Raw genomic sequence first — 17,417 nt, forward strand, 5'->3', positions numbered from 1 at the left:
TCAGGCGAACCCGGCGCGGCGCTTGGCGTCCCCCTTGGGAGGCTTCGCGGCCAGCGCGTGGATGGCGTCGTACTCGACGAACGTCACGGTCTCGGACTCGCCGCTCGCCAGCTCGACGAAGTCGTCGTGCAGCTGGCAGCGCTGGACGTCCGAGATCTCCATCGCCTGACCCGGCCGGCCGAGGTAGAACGTCACTCGATGTCCCTCTTCGACCTCGAACTCGGAGCCGTTCTTCGTCGCGCGCGTCACGCCGCTCGCGCGGTCGAGGATGTTTTCGAGAGTGCTGCGATTCATGCCGGCGATGGTTCAGCCCCTTGGGTCGGGCGTCAAGCGCTGATGCGAGGCGATGCGTGACGCGGAGGTGGGCATGAGGATTCGACGTGACGACACAGAGCGCTTGTTGCACGGCGTGCGCGTGGCGCGCGAGGGCGGGGTGGAGCGCTGGACGATCGACCGCGAGGCGGCGCGCAACGCGTTCGATCGCGGCACCATGGAGTCCCTCGGGCAGCTCGCCGAGCGGGCGGACGCAGACCCCGAGGTGCGCGCCGTGGTCATCACCGGCGCCGGGCAGAAGGCGTTCTGCGCGGGGGCCGACCTCAAGGAGCGCAAGGACCTCACCCTCGAACAGACGCGGGGCCTACTGGACCTCTATCGCCTCACTGCGGATCGCATCGACCGGCTGTCCAAGCCCGTGATCGCAGCCATCAACGGCGTCGCCTTCGGCGGTGGCCTCGAGCTGGCGCTCGCGTGCGATCTGCGGGTGGCGGACACCCACGCGGTCGTCGGACTGACCGAGGTCTCGCTGGGCATCATCCCAGGCGCGGGTGGCACGCAACGGCTCACGCGCGTGGTGGGCGCGGCGAAGGCGAAGGAGCTCATCCTCTTCGCGCGACGCATGAGCGCTGCGGAGGCCCTCGCCCTCGGGGTCGTGCATCGCGTGGCGGACGGCGAGTCCGCGCTGACGGTGGCCATGCGCATGGCGGCCGAGCTGGCCGCGTCCGCGCCCATCGCGCTCGCAGCAGCGCTCGAAGCGGTCGACGGAGCGCTGGACGGAACGCTGGAACAGGGGCTCGACCTCGAGCGACGATGCTACGAGCGAGCTCTGGCATCGGAGGACCGCAACGAGGCGCTGCGGGCGTTCGCCGAGAAGCGCGCGCCGCGCTTTCAGGGGCGCTAGTGCGACCTGGTCGCGCGTCCGGTCACGACCCCGGACTGGCTCTCGGCCGGGCTCTCGTCCAGGTCTGCGCCCGGGGCCGCGTCCCCCCCGCGCACATCGTCGCCCGCGCGGCCATGAGCGTCGGGTTGTTGTCGGCCTTCTGGCTGAACGCGGGGGTCGTCCACGCGCAGGCGCTGCCGGACGGTTGGTACGAGCGTGAGCCGACGGAGACCGCGCCAACGGATCTCGAGCGTCCCGTCCTTCCGGGCCGCCTCGTGCTCCAAGTCGGCGGCGGCGTGAGCGTCCGTACCCAGGTCGACACGAACTTCCGCCAGGAGCGCCTCGCGCCAGCGTTCATGGACTTGACGGCCACGTGGATCACCCGCGGGGACCGTCCACGGCTGCGTTTCGGGCCGAGCCTGGAGCTCAGCACCAACCTCACGTACGACGGGCCAGCCGTGGGCGGCGTGAGGCCTTTCGCGCAGTGGGTGGTCGCGCCGGGCTTCACGGTCCGCGCCGTGCCATCTGGCGATCCGGTGCCGCTCGTGGTGCTCGAGCTTCGACCGGCCGTGATGTGGGTGGTGTCTCCCGCCCGCACCTGGGGCTTCGCGGCGACCATCGGCGCGGCGTTCATGGTGCGCGCGTCGCTCGGTCTTTACCTGGAGGCGACCGCGAGCATCGTCGCGGGAGGGGGCACGCGCGACGCCGTTTTCACGCGCCCCGCGATGATCTCGCTGGAGGCGGGCGTGCGGGTGGACGTGGAGCGGCTGCCATGAGGAAGCCCAACCTTCCCGGGACGTGGTGGCTCGCGGCCCTCGCACTGCTGCTGATGGGGCCCGCTCCAGGGGAGGTCGGCGGGTGTGGGCAAGACCCGTTCATCGTGGAGGCAGAGACCTTCTGCCGCGACCAGTCGGCGTGGGAGTGCCGTCGGGCCGAGGCTCGCGGGGAGGTCTCCGGCGACGAGCTCGCGGCGTGCTTCGATGCGATCCCCAACGCGTGCGAAGGCGCGACCTGGCCGCCGACTTGCCTGCCACGACCGACATCCCTGCAAACCGACGCGTGCCTCGCCGCGCTCGCGCGCGAAGACAACGTGAACACGCCCGTCGAGGAGCTCGCGGCGTGCGTCGATGTGTGTCCTGCGCCCGAGGAGGTGGACCCATGATGGGCGTTCGCGCGTTGGTCATGACGCTCGCGCTGGGCTGCGCGCTCGGCGCTCCGGCGTGTGCCTGGCGTGCCACGCGCGCGGACTACGGCGCGTATCGCGTGTTCCGGCTGGCCCAGGACGAGCACCAGCGCGCCGTCGCGGGCGCGGACTATCTGCACGCGTTCCCGGAGGGCGTCTACGCAGACGAGGTCCGTGCGGCCCTCGGCGCTGCGGAGGAGCGGTTCTATGCCGGGCGGGCGTCCAGCGCGCGAGGGCTCGTCGATTACCTGACGATCTACCCCACGGGGCGCTACGCCGACCGAGCGCGCGCCGAGCTGGATGTCCTCGCGCGGCGTGAGGCCGAGAGCACCGCAGACCGGGAACGCGCGCGCGCGGCGTCGGAGGAGGCAGCCGCCGAGGCGTTGAGGGCGCATCGGGCGTTCACGCGGGACCGGCTGGTCGAGTTCCTGGGTGTGTTGCTGCGCGTTCGCGCGTGGGAGCAACCGATGGAGGTGGTCGTGCGTGAGCACCCGGCGCTGGACGTCGCGTTCCGCGCCGAGCCTCGCCCCCGCTGCGACGCCTCGCGCTGCGTGAAGACGCTGCACGTGTCCTTCGCGCTCCCGCTACCCGACGGCAGCATCGCGCCACGGGCGAGCGAGCTGCGTGTGGTGCTGCGGCTGGCCGACGAGCGCCTGCTGGGGGCCGAGGTCTGGCTGCCCGGCTACGGCTTCTCGCGCTGGTACGAGCTCGAGACGCGCTCGGCGGTGGACGACGCCGACGTGGAGGCCAGGCGCGCCGCCATCGCCTGGGCGCTCGCTCAGGTCGCTCCGCTACTGGAGGAGGCGCTGGGCGAGACGTTCGAGTCCGGGGTGAGGGGGCCGCTGCCCTCGACGGAGCAGCACACTCCGCTGCTGGCTTTGGATGCGGCGGGGCTCAGCGTCGACGTGGTGGTCGCCGAACCCGAAGGCGCGGGCCTCGATGGCTTCGTGATCGGTCCGCGCGCCGCCCCCTGACCGCCTGGTCGTGGTACAAACCCCGCGTGCCGCCAGACACCGACCTTCGCGACGAAGTGTGGCGCTCCGAAGTGCTCGTCAGCGACGCGATCGGGCGCCTGATCGAGTTCTGGGGCTTCAAGCGCAACATGGGCCGCATCTGGGCGGTCCTCTACCTCAGCGATCGACCGCTGAGCGCGCAGGAGCTCCAAGACAGGCTACAGCTCTCTGCGGGCGCCGTGTCCATGACCCTCAAGAGCCTCGGTCAGTGGCGCGTCGTGAGGCGGGTCTGGGTGCAGGGCGAGCGGCGCGACTACTTCGAGGCCGAGGGCAACTTCTGGCGCATGATCTCCCGCGTCTTCGAGGAGCGCGAGCGGCGCGAAATCCTCGACGCGATCGACGTCATGGAGGAGGCCCTCGAACACCTGCGCGTGCGTCTCGAGACGTGCGAGGGGGACGAGCGGGCGCGGGCGGAGGTTCAGGTCGCTCGCATCGAGCAGCTGCTGGACCTGGCGCGGCTCGGGCAGTCGCTCCTCGACCGCTTGCTGAAGAGCGCGCAGGTCGACGCCAGCCCGCTGCTGCGGGTGTTGCTCGGGGCCGCGTCCCGCAGTGGCTCATGAGTGATCCCGTGACCGGTCGCGTGGCGCGACGGGCGCGCCGGATGGAGTACGCGTGCGTCACGCTGCTGCCCGCGTTGGTCACGGCGGGGCGCTTCTGGAACGGGTTCGTGTTCGACGACGTGTACGTGATCATGCACGGGACGTTCATCCACGACTCGGCGAACCTCCCGTTGGTGTTCACCCGCCACACGATGGTGGCGTCCAGCTTGGACCAGGCGGTGGGGCACCCGCCGCTCGACACCTACCGCCCCGTACCGCTCCTGACGTTCTTCTGGGACGCCTGGCTCTCGGGCCAGCGCCCTTGGGCCTATCACCTCACCAACATGGTGCTGCACGCGGTCTGCTGTGCGCTGCTGCTGGCGCTCCTCCGGCGGCTCGTGCCGCGGCTCCCTAGCGTGACGCGCGCGGCGCTGGCATGCATGTTCGGGCTGTCGCCGTGGCTGAGCGAGGCGCACGTGTGGATCAACGGTCGATCCGACCCGCTGATGACCAGCTTCCTTCTGCTGGCCACCTGGGCCGCCCTCACCAAGCCCACGCTGCGCAGCCGCGCCGCCGTGTTCGGTGGCTGCCTGCTCGCGCTGCTGGCGAAGGAGGTGGCGGTGCTGGCGCTGCCATTCGTAGTGCTGGCGCCCTTCTGGGCGCGTGGGGAGTGCGATGCGCTCCCCGAGCAGCGCCTGTCGTGGCGCTCCTTCGGCGCGGTGCTCCTCTCGCCGACGCTCGCGCTGCTGGTCTACCTCGGCATGCGCATGGCGGCTCTGCGTGGCCTGCGGACACACGACGACGGAGCTCAGCTCCTCGCGGCGCTCAGCCACCTGCCGGTGCTGTGGGCCGACGGGCTCTACCGCGCGCTGGTGCCTGGCGGCTACGTCCTGCGCAGCTTGCGAGACGACTACGCGGGGCTGGGCGTCTCCGTGGTTGCCCTCTCGGTCCTTGTCTGCATCGGGGGCGTCACGCTCGGCACGATGAGCCGCCGCCGCGCGCCGCTCGTGGGGTTTGGGCTCGCGTGGTTCGCGTTCACGCTGTCGCCTGTCGCGCTCATCAGCACGGTGCTGTGGCCGGGCTTCGGGCGCTACCTCTACCTCCCGACGGTGGGGTTGGTATTGGCGCTCGCTGGGGGGCTCGAGGCGCTGGTGGCGCTCCGTCCCGCGCTGCGTCGTGTCGCCCTCGGGCTGCCCGTGCTCGTGTGTCTTCTGTCTGCGCCGCTCCTCGCCTTCGCGACGACCGTCTACCACGACGACGAGGGCCTGTACCTCGAGGCTCTGGCGCGCGCCCCCGAGCAGGCGTGGACCCATGGCTTCTTGGGGCTGCACTACCGCAGGGAAGGTGAGTGCCAGCGCGCCATCCCGCTGCTGGCGCACGCGGACCAGCTGGACTCCACGGACGCGCGCTACCTCACGAGTCTGGGTCACTGCCTGGTCGAAACGCACCAATTCGACGCGGCGTTGGCGGTGGGCCGCGAGGGTGAGCGGCGATTCCGCGACACGCGCCAAGAGGCGGCCTTCCTCTTCATCCAGGCCGTGTGCCTACCTCCCCCGGAGCTCGATCGCATCGAGCAGCTGCTGACGCGCTGCCTCGTGGTGTATCCCGGGCGCCAAGACTGCGCGGACGCGCTGGAGCAAGCCCGCGCGCTACGCGGGCGTGCTGCTCCTTGACCGCGGCTTTCCTCACTCGGCCGCGGCTGGACGGGGCGCCGCCATGCTGGCGGCCATCCCTGCAGCGTCACCGGCAGCCTCTGCGGCTTCGACCGCCTGCTCGCCAGCGGAGTCCACGGCGCGCCCCAGCGCGGTCCCCAACGCTGCGCCCACCGCGCCGGCAGCGGCCTCGGCGGCGGGCGGCGCATCGGCCGACGCTTCCTCGCCCTGAGTGTCCTCGGCGCCCTCATCGGCAGCGGCCTCACCCTCGGACGGATCGCTCGGAGCCTCCTCACCCTCGGTGTTCTCCGTCGCCTCGGGCTCGTCGTTCGTGGCGCCTTCTTCGGGGGTGGCCTCCGGCTCGTCGCTCGCGTTGGCAGCATCCGCCGAGCCGATCGAGTCGCCGGCGGCTCTGGCCTGCGCCTCTTCCACCGCGCGGTTGAGCGCCTGGTCGGGGGAGCTGCTCATGTAGGCCAAGGTGGCGGAGAGGATCATGAAGAGCGCCGCGCTGACGGCCGTGGCCCGCGTGAGGATGTTCCCAGCGCCCGCGCCACCGAACACTTGCTGAGCCCCGCCGCCGCTGCCGCCGCCCAGGGCCGTGCCCATGCCGCCGCCTTTGCCCGACTGGAGGAGCACCACCAGGATGAGGAAGAGGCACACGAGGACGTAAACGATGGTGAGGAAGGTCTGCATGGGTCGATTCGCCGCTGGGTCTACAGTGGGGTGCCGAAATAGCACGGTCGGGGCCGCTCGCCAACGGGCAGCGACTCGCCGCCGCGCCGAAGGGGGGCGGGCCACGCACGAGCTCGTGCGTGGCGTGGGATCGAAGGGGCCGGCTAGGCCAGGGTGCCGTAGGCGGCCGCGACGATGGGGATGAACTGCTCGCTCGTCAGCGCCGCACCCCCCACCAAGGCCCCGTCGATGTCCGGCTGTCCGAGCAGGTCCGCCGCGTTGCTGGGCTTGACGCTGCCGCCGTAGAGGATGCGCAGAGCGTCCGCGAGCGGCGCACCCAGGTCCGCCTCGACCGCGTGACGCAGTGCTGCATGCACGGTCTGCGCGTCTGCCGGGCTGGCCGTGCGACCCGTGCCGATCGCCCAGACCGGCTCGTACGCCACGATCAGCTCGCCGAGCGCTGCAGCGTCGAGGCCAGTGAGGGCGGCGCGCAGCTGGCCGAGCACGACGGCTTCGGTGTCGCCTGCGTCTCGTTGCGCGAGCGTCTCACCCACGCACAGGATGGGGACCACGTCGGCGGCCAACAGCGCGCGCAGCTTGAGCGCGACGTGGGCGTCGGTCTCGCCGAACAACGTCCGCCGCTCGCTGTGCCCGATGATGCAGTGCGTGGCGCCCGCGTCGCGGAGCAGGGCCGGGCTGACCTCACCCGTGAACGCCCCCTGTGGCTCGTGGTAGCAGTTCTGCCCCGCGAGCCCGAGTCTGCTCTCCGACACTGCTTGTGCGACCGCGTACAGCGCGGTGGCCACGGGGGCGACGCAAACCTCGACCTCGCGCCCCGCAGGCGCCGCGTCCTCGAGCGCCTCCCAGGCGTCGACGACCTCGCTGGCGAGCGCGACCGCAGCCGGGACGCTGTGGTGCAGCTTCCAGTTCCCTGCGATGAAGGGGGTGCGTCCGCTCATGACGAAAGCGCCTCGACGCCAGGGAGCTTGCGCCCCTCGAGGAACTCGAGCGAAGCGCCACCGCCCGTGGACACGTGCGTGTAGCGTTCGGCGAGCCCAGCTTGTTGAACGGCCGCCACGCTGTCGCCGCCGCCGACCACCGTGAAGCCGCTGTTGTTGGCCATGGCACGCGCGACCGCGAGGGTGCCTTCGGCGAAGGCCGGGTTCTCGAACAGGCCCATGGGCCCGTTCCAGAAGATGGAGCGTGCGCGGCCCAGGCGGTCTTCGAACAGGGCCTCGGTCGCGGGCCCCACATCGAGCGCCATCGAGCCTTCTGGGACGCCGTCGAGCGCGACGACCGTCGCCGAGGTGTCCTCGAGTCCCTCGCCCACCCGCAGGTCGACGGGGAGGAGCAGCTCGATGCCGGAGTCCTCGGCGCGCTGCATCAGGGACCGTGCCAGCGCCAGCTTGTCCGGCTCGACCAAGCTGCGCCCCATGGCGAAGCCGCGCGCCGCCAGGAAGGTGTTGGCCATGGCGCCTCCGATGAACATCGCGTCCACCTTGTTCATCAGCGCCTCGATCACTTTGATCTTGTCGCTGACCTTCGCGCCGCCGAGGACGGCCAGGTAGGGCGAGGCCGGGTCGGAGCGGAGCGCGCCCAGGGCGGCCAGCTCTTTCTGCATGAGGCGCCCGGCGCAGCGCACGTCGGCCAGGCGCGGGAGCGCGCTGACCGAGGCATGGGCGCGGTGCGCCGCCCCGAAGGCATCGTTGACGTACACGTCGCAGAACTTCAGCAGCTCGCGCGCGAAGGCCTCGTCGTTCTTCTCCTCGCCCGGGTGGAAGCGCAGGTTCTCCAGCAACACCACGTGTCCGTCGCGGAGATCGTGCACGACCTTGCGCGCTCCGTCGCCGATGCAGTCGTCCGTGAGCAGCACCTCGCCCAGCCCCAAGAGCTCGGCAAGGCGCTGCGCGGCCGGCTCGAGCGAGTACGCAGGGTTCGGTGTGCCCTTGGGGCGGCCCAAGTGCGACGCGAGGATCGCTCGGCCGCCACGCTCGAGGACCGCCTCGATGGTCGGGAGCGCTGCGCGGATGCGCGTGTCGTCGCTGACCTGCCCATCGGCGTTCAGTGGGACGTTGAAGTCCACGCGGATGAAGACGCGGCGCCCGTCGAGCTCTACGTCGTCGATGCTGAGGATGTTGGACACCAGCGGTCTCCTATGGCTGCGTCGCGCCGGACACCGTCCGGACCAGGTCGATCATGCGGGTGCTGAAGCCCCACTCGTTGTCGTACCACGCGGTCACCTGGACCTGGTCGCCACCCACGACGGTGGTCAGCGCGAGGTCGAGCGTGGCCGATGCCGGGTTGCCCACGAAGTCGGTGGAGACGAGCGGGCGAGGCTCGACGCTCAGGATGCGCCCGAGCGGGCCCTTGGAGGCTGCCACGAAGGCCTCGTTCACATCGCCGGCGCTCGTAGCTTGGGCGACGTGCGCGGTGAGGATCGTGAGTGACACGTTCGGCGTCGGCACGCGCACGGCGGAGCCGACGAGCTTGCCCGAGAGGTTGGGTAGCACGAGGCCGATGGCCGAGGCGGCGCCAGTGCTCGTCGGGATGATGTTCTCGGCCGCAGCGCGCGCGCGCCGGTAGTCTTTCTTGTGCGGCAGATCGAGGATGCGCTGGTCGTTCGTGTAGGAGTGCACCGTCACGACGTGGCCCTTGATGATGCCGAAGCTCTCGTCGAGCACCTTGGCCATGGGCGCCAGGCAGTTGGTGGTGCATGACGCGTTCGAGATGATGGTGTGCAGCGCGGGGTCGTAGGTGTCGTCGTTGATCCCGATGCAGAAGGTGCCGTCGGCGCCCTTGCACGGCGCGGAGACGACCACCTTCTTGGCGCCCGCGGTGAGGTGCTTGGCGGCGAGCTCGCGCGTGTTGAAGATGCCCGTGCACTCGAGCACAACGTCGACCCCGAGGTCCTTCCAGGGCAGCTGCTCGGGATCGCGTACGGCCAGCGTGGGGATACGCGCGCCGTCCACCATGATGGCGTCGTCCGTGGCCTCCACCTGGCGCGCGAACGTGCGATGCACGGAGTCGAACTGCAGCAGGTGCGCCAGGGAGTGCGCGTCGGTCAGATCGTTGATGGCGGCGAGCTGTACGGGGCCCTGGTTGCCGTCCACGAGGAGCAGCCGCGCGACAGCGCGACCGATGCGGCCGAAGCCGTTGATTGCGATCTTGATGGGCATGGTGGTCTCGTCCGGCACCCACGGAGGTCCGGGGACGGGAGCGTAGTACAGATGTGTCCCTGCGGCTTCCAATTCGAGGGAGCTGACGGACCTCGGCGCCACAAACACAAACGCCGCCTACGCGAACGCGAGGCGGCTCTCGAGGCGGTGAGAGAGGGCTCACCGCAACCCATGGGCGACTGCAAGCTCGAACGGGACGTCAGGCGTGTGGCGCCGAGCTGTCGCGCATCTCGGTCGTCACCAGCTCCAGCATGGCGTTCGTGAAGCCGACGATCTCGGCGCGGGAGGCGCCGCTCTGCTTCAGCTGCTTGTACACGGACTTCGCGAGGATCTTGACGCCGCGCTCGTCGGCGCTGGGAGGTTGGGTGTGAGGCATGGTTTCGGTGCTCATGGTGAAGGTTCCCCCGTGACCCATGGTTGGGCCGCGGCCGGGTCCAAAGCAGGGGCTGTGCCAGGTTTCCACGACGTGTCGGATGCGCCGTGGAGTCGTGTGTTTTCAGTGAGATATGGTCGAACACCGGGGGCGGGTGTGCGTCGCGTACTGCGCAACTCACGTCCATTGCGTACGAGTCTATGCAGCGATCTGGGGCAGGTGCATAAGCTCCTTCGCAGGGGCGTGCCCGTGCGAAGGGGGCCGCTGGACCCCAAGCGGACGGTCGCGGTCAGGGGGGCGCCGGTTGCCCGTCAGGGGACGGGATGGGGCCACTTGGTGCGCCTTGGGCGCTCGGGCTGTCGGGGGCGTCTTGGCCGTTCGGGCCAGCCGGACCCTCCTCGCGGGCCCGCTCTCGCTCGTCTCGGGCGGCCGCCTCGTCGAGCAGCAGGCGCTCGACGTACTGGCGCATGACCCGCACCGCGTCGCCGAAGGCTGCTTCAGCCCACATCGCACGGGCCATGAAGTACTTGACCTCCGGACGCTCGGCGACCCAGCGCGGGTGCGTGCCGCTGAGCTCCTCCAGGAGCGTCACGACCTCGTCGTAGCGGGGGCGCACGGCGCCCGTCTTGTACAGCAGGTACGCGTACAGCAGCTTCATGGAGGGGCCGCTGTGCTGCCGGACGGGCGCAGGGATGTCCTCCATCGCGTTGAGGGCCGCCCCGTAGTCTCCGCGGTCCACCGCGTCGCGCACGGCGAGGAAGCCCTCGTTGAGCACGCGCGCTTGCCGCGGCGACAGCTCCGGCCCGCCACTCGGCGGGGAGACGCGGATGGGGGGCTCACCCTCGGGACCGAGGAGGCGCCTCATGACCTCGATGGCCACCAGCGACTCGGAAGCTCGCCCCGCCTGCACGCTGAGCTCCGCGAGCGACGAGGCCTCGCCGCGCCGACCGGCTGAGAGCAGCGCGAGGGAGAGCTCCGCCAGGTTGGCGGCCTCCACGCTGCCTTCGCCGAGGCCGACCACGCGGCCGACGACGTTGCCGTAGGGCCAGGTCGGTGCGTACAGGTGGTCGGGGAGATAGCGCTCGTAGCGCTCGTAGCCGATCAGGTCACGCGGAGCGGCGAACTCGATCAGCATGTTGTCGTCCGTGTTGGTGGGCACGGGCTCGCGGCGGCAGAGGGGCAGGGCGCACGGGCGCGCGTTGTCGGAGTCGTTGTGCTGCACCCAAGGGCTGCTCTCGGTGTCGCGCACGTACTCCACCTGCGTGAACTGCTGCACCTCGTCGCGGTCGGCCAGCAGCACGCGCGAGAACACGTCGTGGGGACGATGGAGCGTGCCCGCCAGCAGGTCCTGCCGCGCGCTCTCGACCGCGAAGCCGCGGGCGACGCGCTCGAGGTCGAGCGGCAGCGGACTGTCGGAGCCGAGCAACACGGTGTCAGGCGAGAAGTCGTCCGCCGAGAACGCCACGACGTGCGCGAACTGCGACGCGAACGTGCGGTAGATGGTCTTGATGTTCTCGGGGCTCAGCTCGTACAGCTGCACCCACTGGCAGTAGATGCCGCCCTCGCGCAGACGCCGCTTGCTGATGCGGAAGTGCTCTTCCGTGAAGAGGTCCGCCACGCCCGTGATCCACGGGTTGCTGGGCTCGCTGATGATGACGTCGTACTCGCGCTCCGTCGCGGCGAGGTAGTTGCGGCCGTCGTCGTTGATGACCTCCAGCCTGTCCATCTGCACGTAGGGGAACTCTTCGAGCGGGAACTCGAGGTGGTTGTACTGCGTGAACCAGCGCGCGGCTTCCGGGATGGCCCGCTCGAGCTCGATGACGTCCACGCTGCGCACCGGGAAGTGCAGCGCCGTGCCCACGGTGACGCCCGAACCAAAGCCGATGACCGCCACGTCCAGGCCCTCCGGGCCGCGCTCGTGCATCATCAGCGGGTAGGCCGCGAGGTTGATCTGCGTCGGCATGTCCTCGCCGTTGCTGGCGTCCACCTTGCCGTTGTTCTTCATGGCGAGGTGCGTGCCCCAGTAGCGCTCCACGGTCACGGTCGTGCTGAGTCCGTCGTGGTAGTAGAGGAGCTCCACGTGGGTGTTGGCGAGCTCGCGGCACGCTTGGCGCGCCACGGACGGGCGGAACACGCCGAGGGTCATGCGCCCCGGATCCCAGGTGAGGTCCGGCACGAACCACGGCGAGTTGGGGCGGAAGATACCGAAGTACACCAGCGCGAGCAGCGCGGGGATCACAGGTGCGAGTGCGTAGATGACGATGCTCTCGAGGACGGCGCGTCCGCTGTGGGGGCCTCCCGCTCGAGCTGGGGGCGCCTCGCGCGTGGCGGCGTGGTTCCCGTCCGGTTGGACCGCCGGGTCGGGTGGCCCCTCCGGGTCTGGGTCTCGGCCTGCGTCGCCCTCGGGGTCTTCAGCCGGGTCTTCGATGGGCTCCTCGGGGTCTGCGGCAGCGACGACCAGCAGCATCAAGGCCATCGCGAAGTTGAGGGCCATGCCCGCGAAGAGCGCGGCCTGCATGCCGAAGCGCGGCATCAGGATGAAGCCCGGGACCCAGGCGCCGATGATGGAGCCCAGCGTGTTGCTGGAATACACCCGGCCCACGTCGTCCCCGATGGTGGCCCCGCTCTCGGCGAAGAGCCGCAGCGTGAGCGGGAACATGGCGCCCATGCCGAGCGTCGCCGGGAGGGTGCAGAGCGAGCTCGTCAGGAACGAGAAGAAGCGCACCGTCGCGACGTGGTCGGGCAGGTCCTCGATGCCGGCGACGAGAGCCCCCAGGGCGCAGCTGACCTCGTCCTGGAACACCAGGTTCGCGAGCGTGGCGAGGGCGATCAGGAGCTGCATCACCGCGAGCTGCAGCACGGGCAGGCTACGGAGGGTGATGAGCGCCACCACGAGCACCGCGACGCAGACCACCACCGTGGCGACGATCTGCGGGTATTGCCCGTAGCTGGGGCCCCGATGCAGCACGGCGCCGACGATGGCGAAGGCGAGCGGGACCGTCAGCGTGAGCAGGGCGAGGCGGTCGAGGCGGGTAGCACGCTCGCGGGGGGTCTCCGCGGTGCGTCCCAGCGCGGCGAGCCAGCGCAAGACGACGACGGGCGCCGCCCCCAGCAACGACAAGAGCACCCAGGACAGCAGACCCGCCGGGACCGCCAGCGACCCCGCGTTGACGCCGCGCACCAACGCCTGATCGAAGAGCGCGAAGGGAGTCACCGCGTACATGACGAGCGCGATGGACACGGAGGCGGTCACGTCCAAGCGGCGCCTGGCTTGCGTGAGCAGGCCCGACGCCGCTGCGCTACCACCGGCGATGCCCACCAGGAACGTGGTGAGGATGATGCCGAAGCCCTGAACCGACGAGCCATTGGTCATCGCGAGCGCACGTGACCAGACCACCTCGTAGCAGAGCGCCGCCGCGCCGCTCACGAAGAACGCGAACACCGCCGCCCGCCGCGCGTAGCGAGGAACGCGCGCGAGGGCCTCGCGGTCGTCGTCCTCTTCGGGGGACGCGTCCAGGCGCGGCGCTTGGTCCCAGCCCATGCGCTGGGTGAGGAAGATCAGCCCGGCGAGCGCGAAGTTCATGCCGGCCGCGGTGATGCCCGTGGCCCACAGGCCGATGGTGGGCATCAGACCGAAGACGCTCAGCGCGGTGCCGAAGACCGCGCCCACCGTGTTGACGGCGTAGAGCACGCCCACCCAAGAGGCGACCGCGCTCGCGTCCTGGTCGCTGCGCACGAAGTGGCGCGCCAGCAGCGGGAGGCTCGATCCCATCAGCGTGGTGGGGATCAAGATGAACGGGAACACGCAGAAGAAGCGCGCGAACATGAACGCGGTGGACTCGGCGCCGAGGCTCGCGCGCAGGGACGCGTTGACCACCGCGAGCCAGCCCTCGGGGTCCAAGATGGTGGGCAGCAGCAGCGCGTAGGCGCCCACCCCGAGCTCCACCAGCGCGTAGGCCCGCAGGGGGTTGCGCAGCTTGTCCGCGTAGCGGCCGGCGATGAAGGCCCCGAGACCCAGGCCGGCCATGAACGCCGTGACCACCGTGCTGATGGCCACGCTCGTGGCGCCGAACACGTGGTGCGCGAGGCGCGACCAGATGCTCTGGAAGATCAGGCTGGAGGCGCCCGAAAGGAAGAAGGCAAAGATGGCGACTCGACGCACGAAATTCCTCGAAGTGGCGCGGAGTATAGGGGGAGCGTGCGAGCGCCGCACCCCGCGGTCCGCGGGCATGTCTCGGCCGTGTCCTGGGGGAGTCCGGGGCCGCGACGAGCGCTCCCGAGCGCGCCGCTTCGTAGTACCCTCGGCGCGGTGATGCCCATACCCGCCTTCCTCCGTGCCGATCCGCCCACGTCGATCGACCAGGGCCCCGACCCCAAGGCGCTGGCCACGTTCCTCGAGGCCACGCGGGCCACTACGGAGTTCTTCTTTCGGCCGCGGGTGTTCGGCGTGGAGCACGTGCCCCCCGGAGGCGCGCTGGTGGTGGCCAACCACAACTCGGTCGGGGTCATGCCCGAGATCCACGTCATGGCCCACTCGTGGTTCCCGGTACACGGTGCTGCCGCGCTGCCAAGGACGCTGGTGCACGGGACCAGCTTCCGCGTGGGTCCCGTCGCGCGCTTCTTCACGGCGCTGGGCGCGGTGCCGGCGGCCCCCGAGATGGCGTCCGAGCTACTGCAGAGCGGCTACAAGGTGCTGGCGTTCCCGGGCGGTGAGACCGACAGCATGCGCAGCTTCGCGGACCGCAACCGGATCATCTTCGGTACACGCCGCGGCTACATCCGGCTGGCGCTGCGCGAGAACGTGCCCATCGTCCCGGTGGTGACGGCGGGCGGGCACGAGACGCTGGTCGTGCTCACCAGCGGCGAGCGCATCGCGCGCGTGACGGGGATCGACCGCGTGCTCGGCATGAAGCGCTGGCCCATCACGCTGTGCCTGCCGTGGGGGATCACCTTTGGTCCCCCCATCTTGCATCTGCCGGTGCCGACCCGCGTGTACCAGCAGGTGCTGCCCCCCGTGCGCTTCGAGCGCAGCGGTGAGGAGGCCGCCGAGGACGCGGAGTACGTGGAGGCCTGTCACGAGCGCGTGCACGGCATGATGCAGGCGTGCCTGGACGAGCTGTTGGCGCGCCGCAAACGGGAAGGCTGAGCACTCTCGCGTCGGTCGCGGATCTGGCTCGCGGGCGAGCCACGTGTCACCGCGGGAAGCTTCCCCGGGGTCTGTCCGCCGGGCGCGTTCCCGCTATGGCCCGATGGGGACGCGCCCCACGAACAGCTCGTCCGGCTCGCGCCCCTCGCCCTCCGTCAGAGGTAGCCGCGTCGACCCGTCTGCGGTGTGGAACGCGACACCGACGTCCATGAAGTCATCCGGGTGTCGTCGGGGGACGCGCAGGCGGAACGTGTCCGCGATGATCTCCCCTGGGCGCCACAGGGCGGCGGGGTACAGGCCGTTGACCGGCGTGTGGGTGAAGCGGATGGGCGCCGGCCCCCTGCCTCGTCCCGTCTGGATGAGACGAATCGCGCTCGGCGGAGCGCGCAGGACCTCGTAGTAGACCGTGAACTCCACGAACCCGTCGCGGTGCGTCGGGGCGCTCGGATAGCGGCTGCCGAGGACGCGGATGGTGTCCCCGAAGCGACCCGTCACCACGTGCGCATCCGCCGGCAGGGCGCTCACGCGCGCGGCGTCGATGGCGCGGCGGATACCTTCGGTGGCCTGGCTCATGAGCGTGGTGAGGCGCACCCAGCGGGTGCTCCGCGCGCTGGCTTCGCTGGCCTCGGCGAGGACCGTGGGGTCTCCCGTCGCCACGAGATCCCGATGCTCGCTCGGGTCGGCCGCGAGGTCGAAGACCTGGTCCGGGAGCGTCCCGTAGCGGTGGATGCGCTTGCGGTGCCCTTCGATCTCCACGGCGCAGCGCAGCTCGTGGTAGCAGGCCGCGTAGATGCGGCGCTCCGCGTCCACGACGGATCCGATGGCGCGACCGTCGTAGCGCCCGCCTATCGGCTCGAGGCCCAGGCGGTCGAGCACCGTGGGCACGAGGTCGAGCTGGGTCACGGGGCCACGTGCGCGGCCGGGCGCGCGACCGTCCAGCAGCAGCAGCGGCACGTGCAGCACCTCGTCGTACGGGACCTCGTCGTGGGTCCGTAGACCGTGCTCGCCGAACGCCTCGCCGTGGTCGCCTACGATCACGACGACGGTGTCCTCCAGCAGCCCCAGCTCGACCAGGTCGGACAGGACGCCGCCCATGAGGTGGTCCTGGCGGCGGACGGCGTTGAGCCAGCGGTTGCGCGTTGCGTCATCCGGGTCGTGCGTCTCGGTGCCGTAGCGCTGCACCTCCCGGTAGTCGTGGTGCGTGGCCCCCGTCAAGAGCGTGAGGACGAACGGTTGGCCGCTGTCGCGCTGCGCTTCCAGGAAGGCCCGCGCTGGCGCCCGTAGGATGTCGTCCTCGTACGCGAAGTAGTTCGTGCGCTCGAAGCCGGCCGTGGGGAGCGTCTCGCTGTGCTCGAAGCGGTCGTAGCCGAGGGCGGCGACGAGGCTGCCGCGCTGCTCGAACGAGCCGACGGCGCTCTGCATGAACGCGGTGGCGTAGCCGCGCTCGCGCAACAGGTCTGGCAGGCAGCGCCCCGGCAGGCCGTGCGGGAGGGCCTCGGCGATGCGGACGCCCACCCGCGGGGGGAAGCCACACAGGATCGCGACGAGCGCCTTGCTCGTGTGCGGCACCACCGCGTAGGCGGTCTCGACGAGCGTGCCGTGCTCCGCCCAGCGCGCGAGGGCGGGGGTGGTCGTGAGCGAAGGCGCGTATGGCGTGGTGGCGCTGGCGCCCGTGGACTCGAGCAAGATGAAGAGGACGTTGGGGCGGGACGGCGGCGAGTCCGTGCTCGCCGTGAGGGATCGTGCTCCGCGTGCGGCGGCTCGCGCCTCCGAGAGCAGCGCGGCGCTGACGGGGTCCTCGCGCGGGACCGTGGCGAACAGCTGCACCACGGCGGGGCGCATGAAGTCGTGGCCCACGCCGGCGGGAGGAGGCAGCAGCGCGCTGGCCGCGACGCCAGCGACGCCCATGGCGACCCAACCTACGTGAGCTGCGGGGCGCGCGAGTCGGCTCGGGGAGGGTGCGGCCCGCGAACCCGGGCGACGGCGAAGAGGCCACCACGGCAGCAGCGCGATGCACAGCAGGGCGGCCAGGTGGACCAGCCAGCTGGCCACGGGGATCTCGCTCGAGACGACCCGCGCGCGCTCGCGTAGCTCCACGACCCCCAGCCAGAACATGGGGTAGTCCAGCGGCGTGTGCGTGGTGAGGAAGTAACGGTGACTCGCCGTGCCGGCGAACAGCACACACGCCCACGCGCACTGCAACGTGATGAGCGCGACCACACGTGATCGGCGCGCGCGCCAAGCGCTGAGCGCGACCCACGAGACGGCTGCGGCGCCAGCGCCGAACAGCAGGTCGGGGAGCAGCAGGTACGCGCACCGTCCGAACGACGCGTTCCCATCGTGCGAAGCGCTCGCCGCGACGCGCAGGCCCTTCTGCACCAGCATGGACGAGACCGGTGCGACGACCAGCGCGACGCACGCCCGAGCCCATGGCGCGCGCCCGGGCGCGGGCTGATCCCCACCCGAGTCGTCATCCTTCACGGGCGCGCCGCTCGTTCCTTCCATCG

General features: G+C 70.9%; 14 protein-coding genes and 1 pseudogene. 7 read left to right on the forward strand and 8 right to left on the reverse strand.

Annotated features, from left to right (window positions below; translation table 11 throughout):
• A complete protein-coding gene (locus H6726_14420; protein MCB9658843.1) occupies positions 1-294 on the reverse strand; it encodes a hypothetical protein in 294 nt (97 codons plus the stop codon).
• A 73-nt stretch (positions 295-367) separates the two neighbouring features.
• Between H6726_14420 and H6726_14425 the strand changes: the two genes are divergently transcribed.
• The 6 genes from H6726_14425 (at position 368) to H6726_14450 (ending at position 5,564) form a co-directional block, all read left to right on the forward strand.
• Positions 368-1,177, forward strand: a complete 810-nt coding sequence (locus tag H6726_14425) for an enoyl-CoA hydratase/isomerase family protein (protein MCB9658844.1) — start codon at positions 368-370, stop codon at positions 1,175-1,177.
• Positions 1,178-1,290: 113 nt separating this feature from the next.
• Complete coding sequence (locus tag H6726_14430; protein ID MCB9658845.1) at positions 1,291-1,932, forward strand: hypothetical protein; 642 nt, start codon at positions 1,291-1,293, stop codon at positions 1,930-1,932.
• The gene (locus H6726_14435; GenBank protein ID MCB9658846.1) at positions 1,929-2,318 is read left to right on the forward strand and encodes a hypothetical protein; all 390 of its coding nucleotides are present in this window, start codon (positions 1,929-1,931) and stop codon (positions 2,316-2,318) included. Before H6726_14430 ends, H6726_14435 begins: the two co-directional genes overlap by 4 nt.
• A complete protein-coding gene (locus H6726_14440; GenBank protein ID MCB9658847.1) occupies positions 2,315-3,313 on the forward strand; it encodes a hypothetical protein in 999 nt (332 codons plus the stop codon). Before H6726_14435 ends, H6726_14440 begins: the two co-directional genes overlap by 4 nt.
• Positions 3,314-3,339: 26 nt before the next feature.
• Entirely contained in the window at positions 3,340-3,912 is a 573-nt protein-coding gene (locus tag H6726_14445) for an ArsR family transcriptional regulator (GenBank protein MCB9658848.1), read from the forward strand.
• Complete coding sequence (locus H6726_14450; protein MCB9658849.1) at positions 3,909-5,564, forward strand: hypothetical protein; 1,656 nt, start codon at positions 3,909-3,911, stop codon at positions 5,562-5,564. Before H6726_14445 ends, H6726_14450 begins: the two co-directional genes overlap by 4 nt.
• A gap of 438 nt (positions 5,565-6,002) precedes the next feature.
• Here the strand turns inward: H6726_14450 and secG are convergent.
• From secG to H6726_14480, 6 genes and pseudogenes are all read right to left on the reverse strand, one after another.
• A pseudogene (secG, locus tag H6726_14455) lies at positions 6,003-6,236 on the reverse strand (preprotein translocase subunit SecG).
• A gap of 143 nt (positions 6,237-6,379) precedes the next feature.
• Positions 6,380-7,174, reverse strand: a complete 795-nt coding sequence (locus H6726_14460; GenBank protein ID MCB9658850.1) for a triose-phosphate isomerase — start codon at positions 7,172-7,174, stop codon at positions 6,380-6,382.
• Positions 7,171-8,349, reverse strand: coding sequence for a phosphoglycerate kinase (locus tag H6726_14465; GenBank protein MCB9658851.1), 1,179 nt, complete (start codon positions 8,347-8,349; stop codon positions 7,171-7,173). Before H6726_14465 ends, H6726_14460 begins: the two co-directional genes overlap by 4 nt.
• Before the next feature lie 19 nt (positions 8,350-8,368).
• Positions 8,369-9,391 (reverse strand): type I glyceraldehyde-3-phosphate dehydrogenase, encoded by a 1,023-nt coding sequence (gene gap, locus H6726_14470; protein MCB9658852.1) that lies wholly within the window; start codon positions 9,389-9,391, stop codon positions 8,369-8,371.
• A gap of 199 nt (positions 9,392-9,590) precedes the next feature.
• Entirely contained in the window at positions 9,591-9,782 is a 192-nt protein-coding gene (locus H6726_14475; GenBank protein ID MCB9658853.1) for a hypothetical protein, read from the reverse strand.
• A gap of 271 nt (positions 9,783-10,053) precedes the next feature.
• The gene (locus H6726_14480; protein MCB9658854.1) at positions 10,054-13,926 is read right to left on the reverse strand and encodes a hypothetical protein; all 3,873 of its coding nucleotides are present in this window, start codon (positions 13,924-13,926) and stop codon (positions 10,054-10,056) included.
• A 150-nt stretch (positions 13,927-14,076) separates the two neighbouring features.
• On the opposite strand from H6726_14480, the gene H6726_14485 reads away from it, so the two are divergent.
• Positions 14,077-14,910 (forward strand): 1-acyl-sn-glycerol-3-phosphate acyltransferase, encoded by an 834-nt coding sequence (locus H6726_14485; protein MCB9658855.1) that lies wholly within the window; start codon positions 14,077-14,079, stop codon positions 14,908-14,910.
• Positions 14,911-15,003: 93 nt separating this feature from the next.
• Here the strand turns inward: H6726_14485 and H6726_14490 are convergent, their stop codons facing one another.
• On the reverse strand, positions 15,004-17,391 hold the full coding sequence (locus H6726_14490) for an LTA synthase family protein (GenBank protein MCB9658856.1): 2,388 nt from the start codon (positions 17,389-17,391) through the stop codon (positions 15,004-15,006).
• Positions 17,392-17,417 lie beyond the last annotated feature (26 nt).

The sequence above is a fragment of the Sandaracinaceae bacterium genome (assembly GCA_020633055.1).
Taxonomy (GTDB): domain Bacteria; phylum Myxococcota_A; class Polyangia; order Polyangiales; family Houyiibacteriaceae; genus JADJJE01.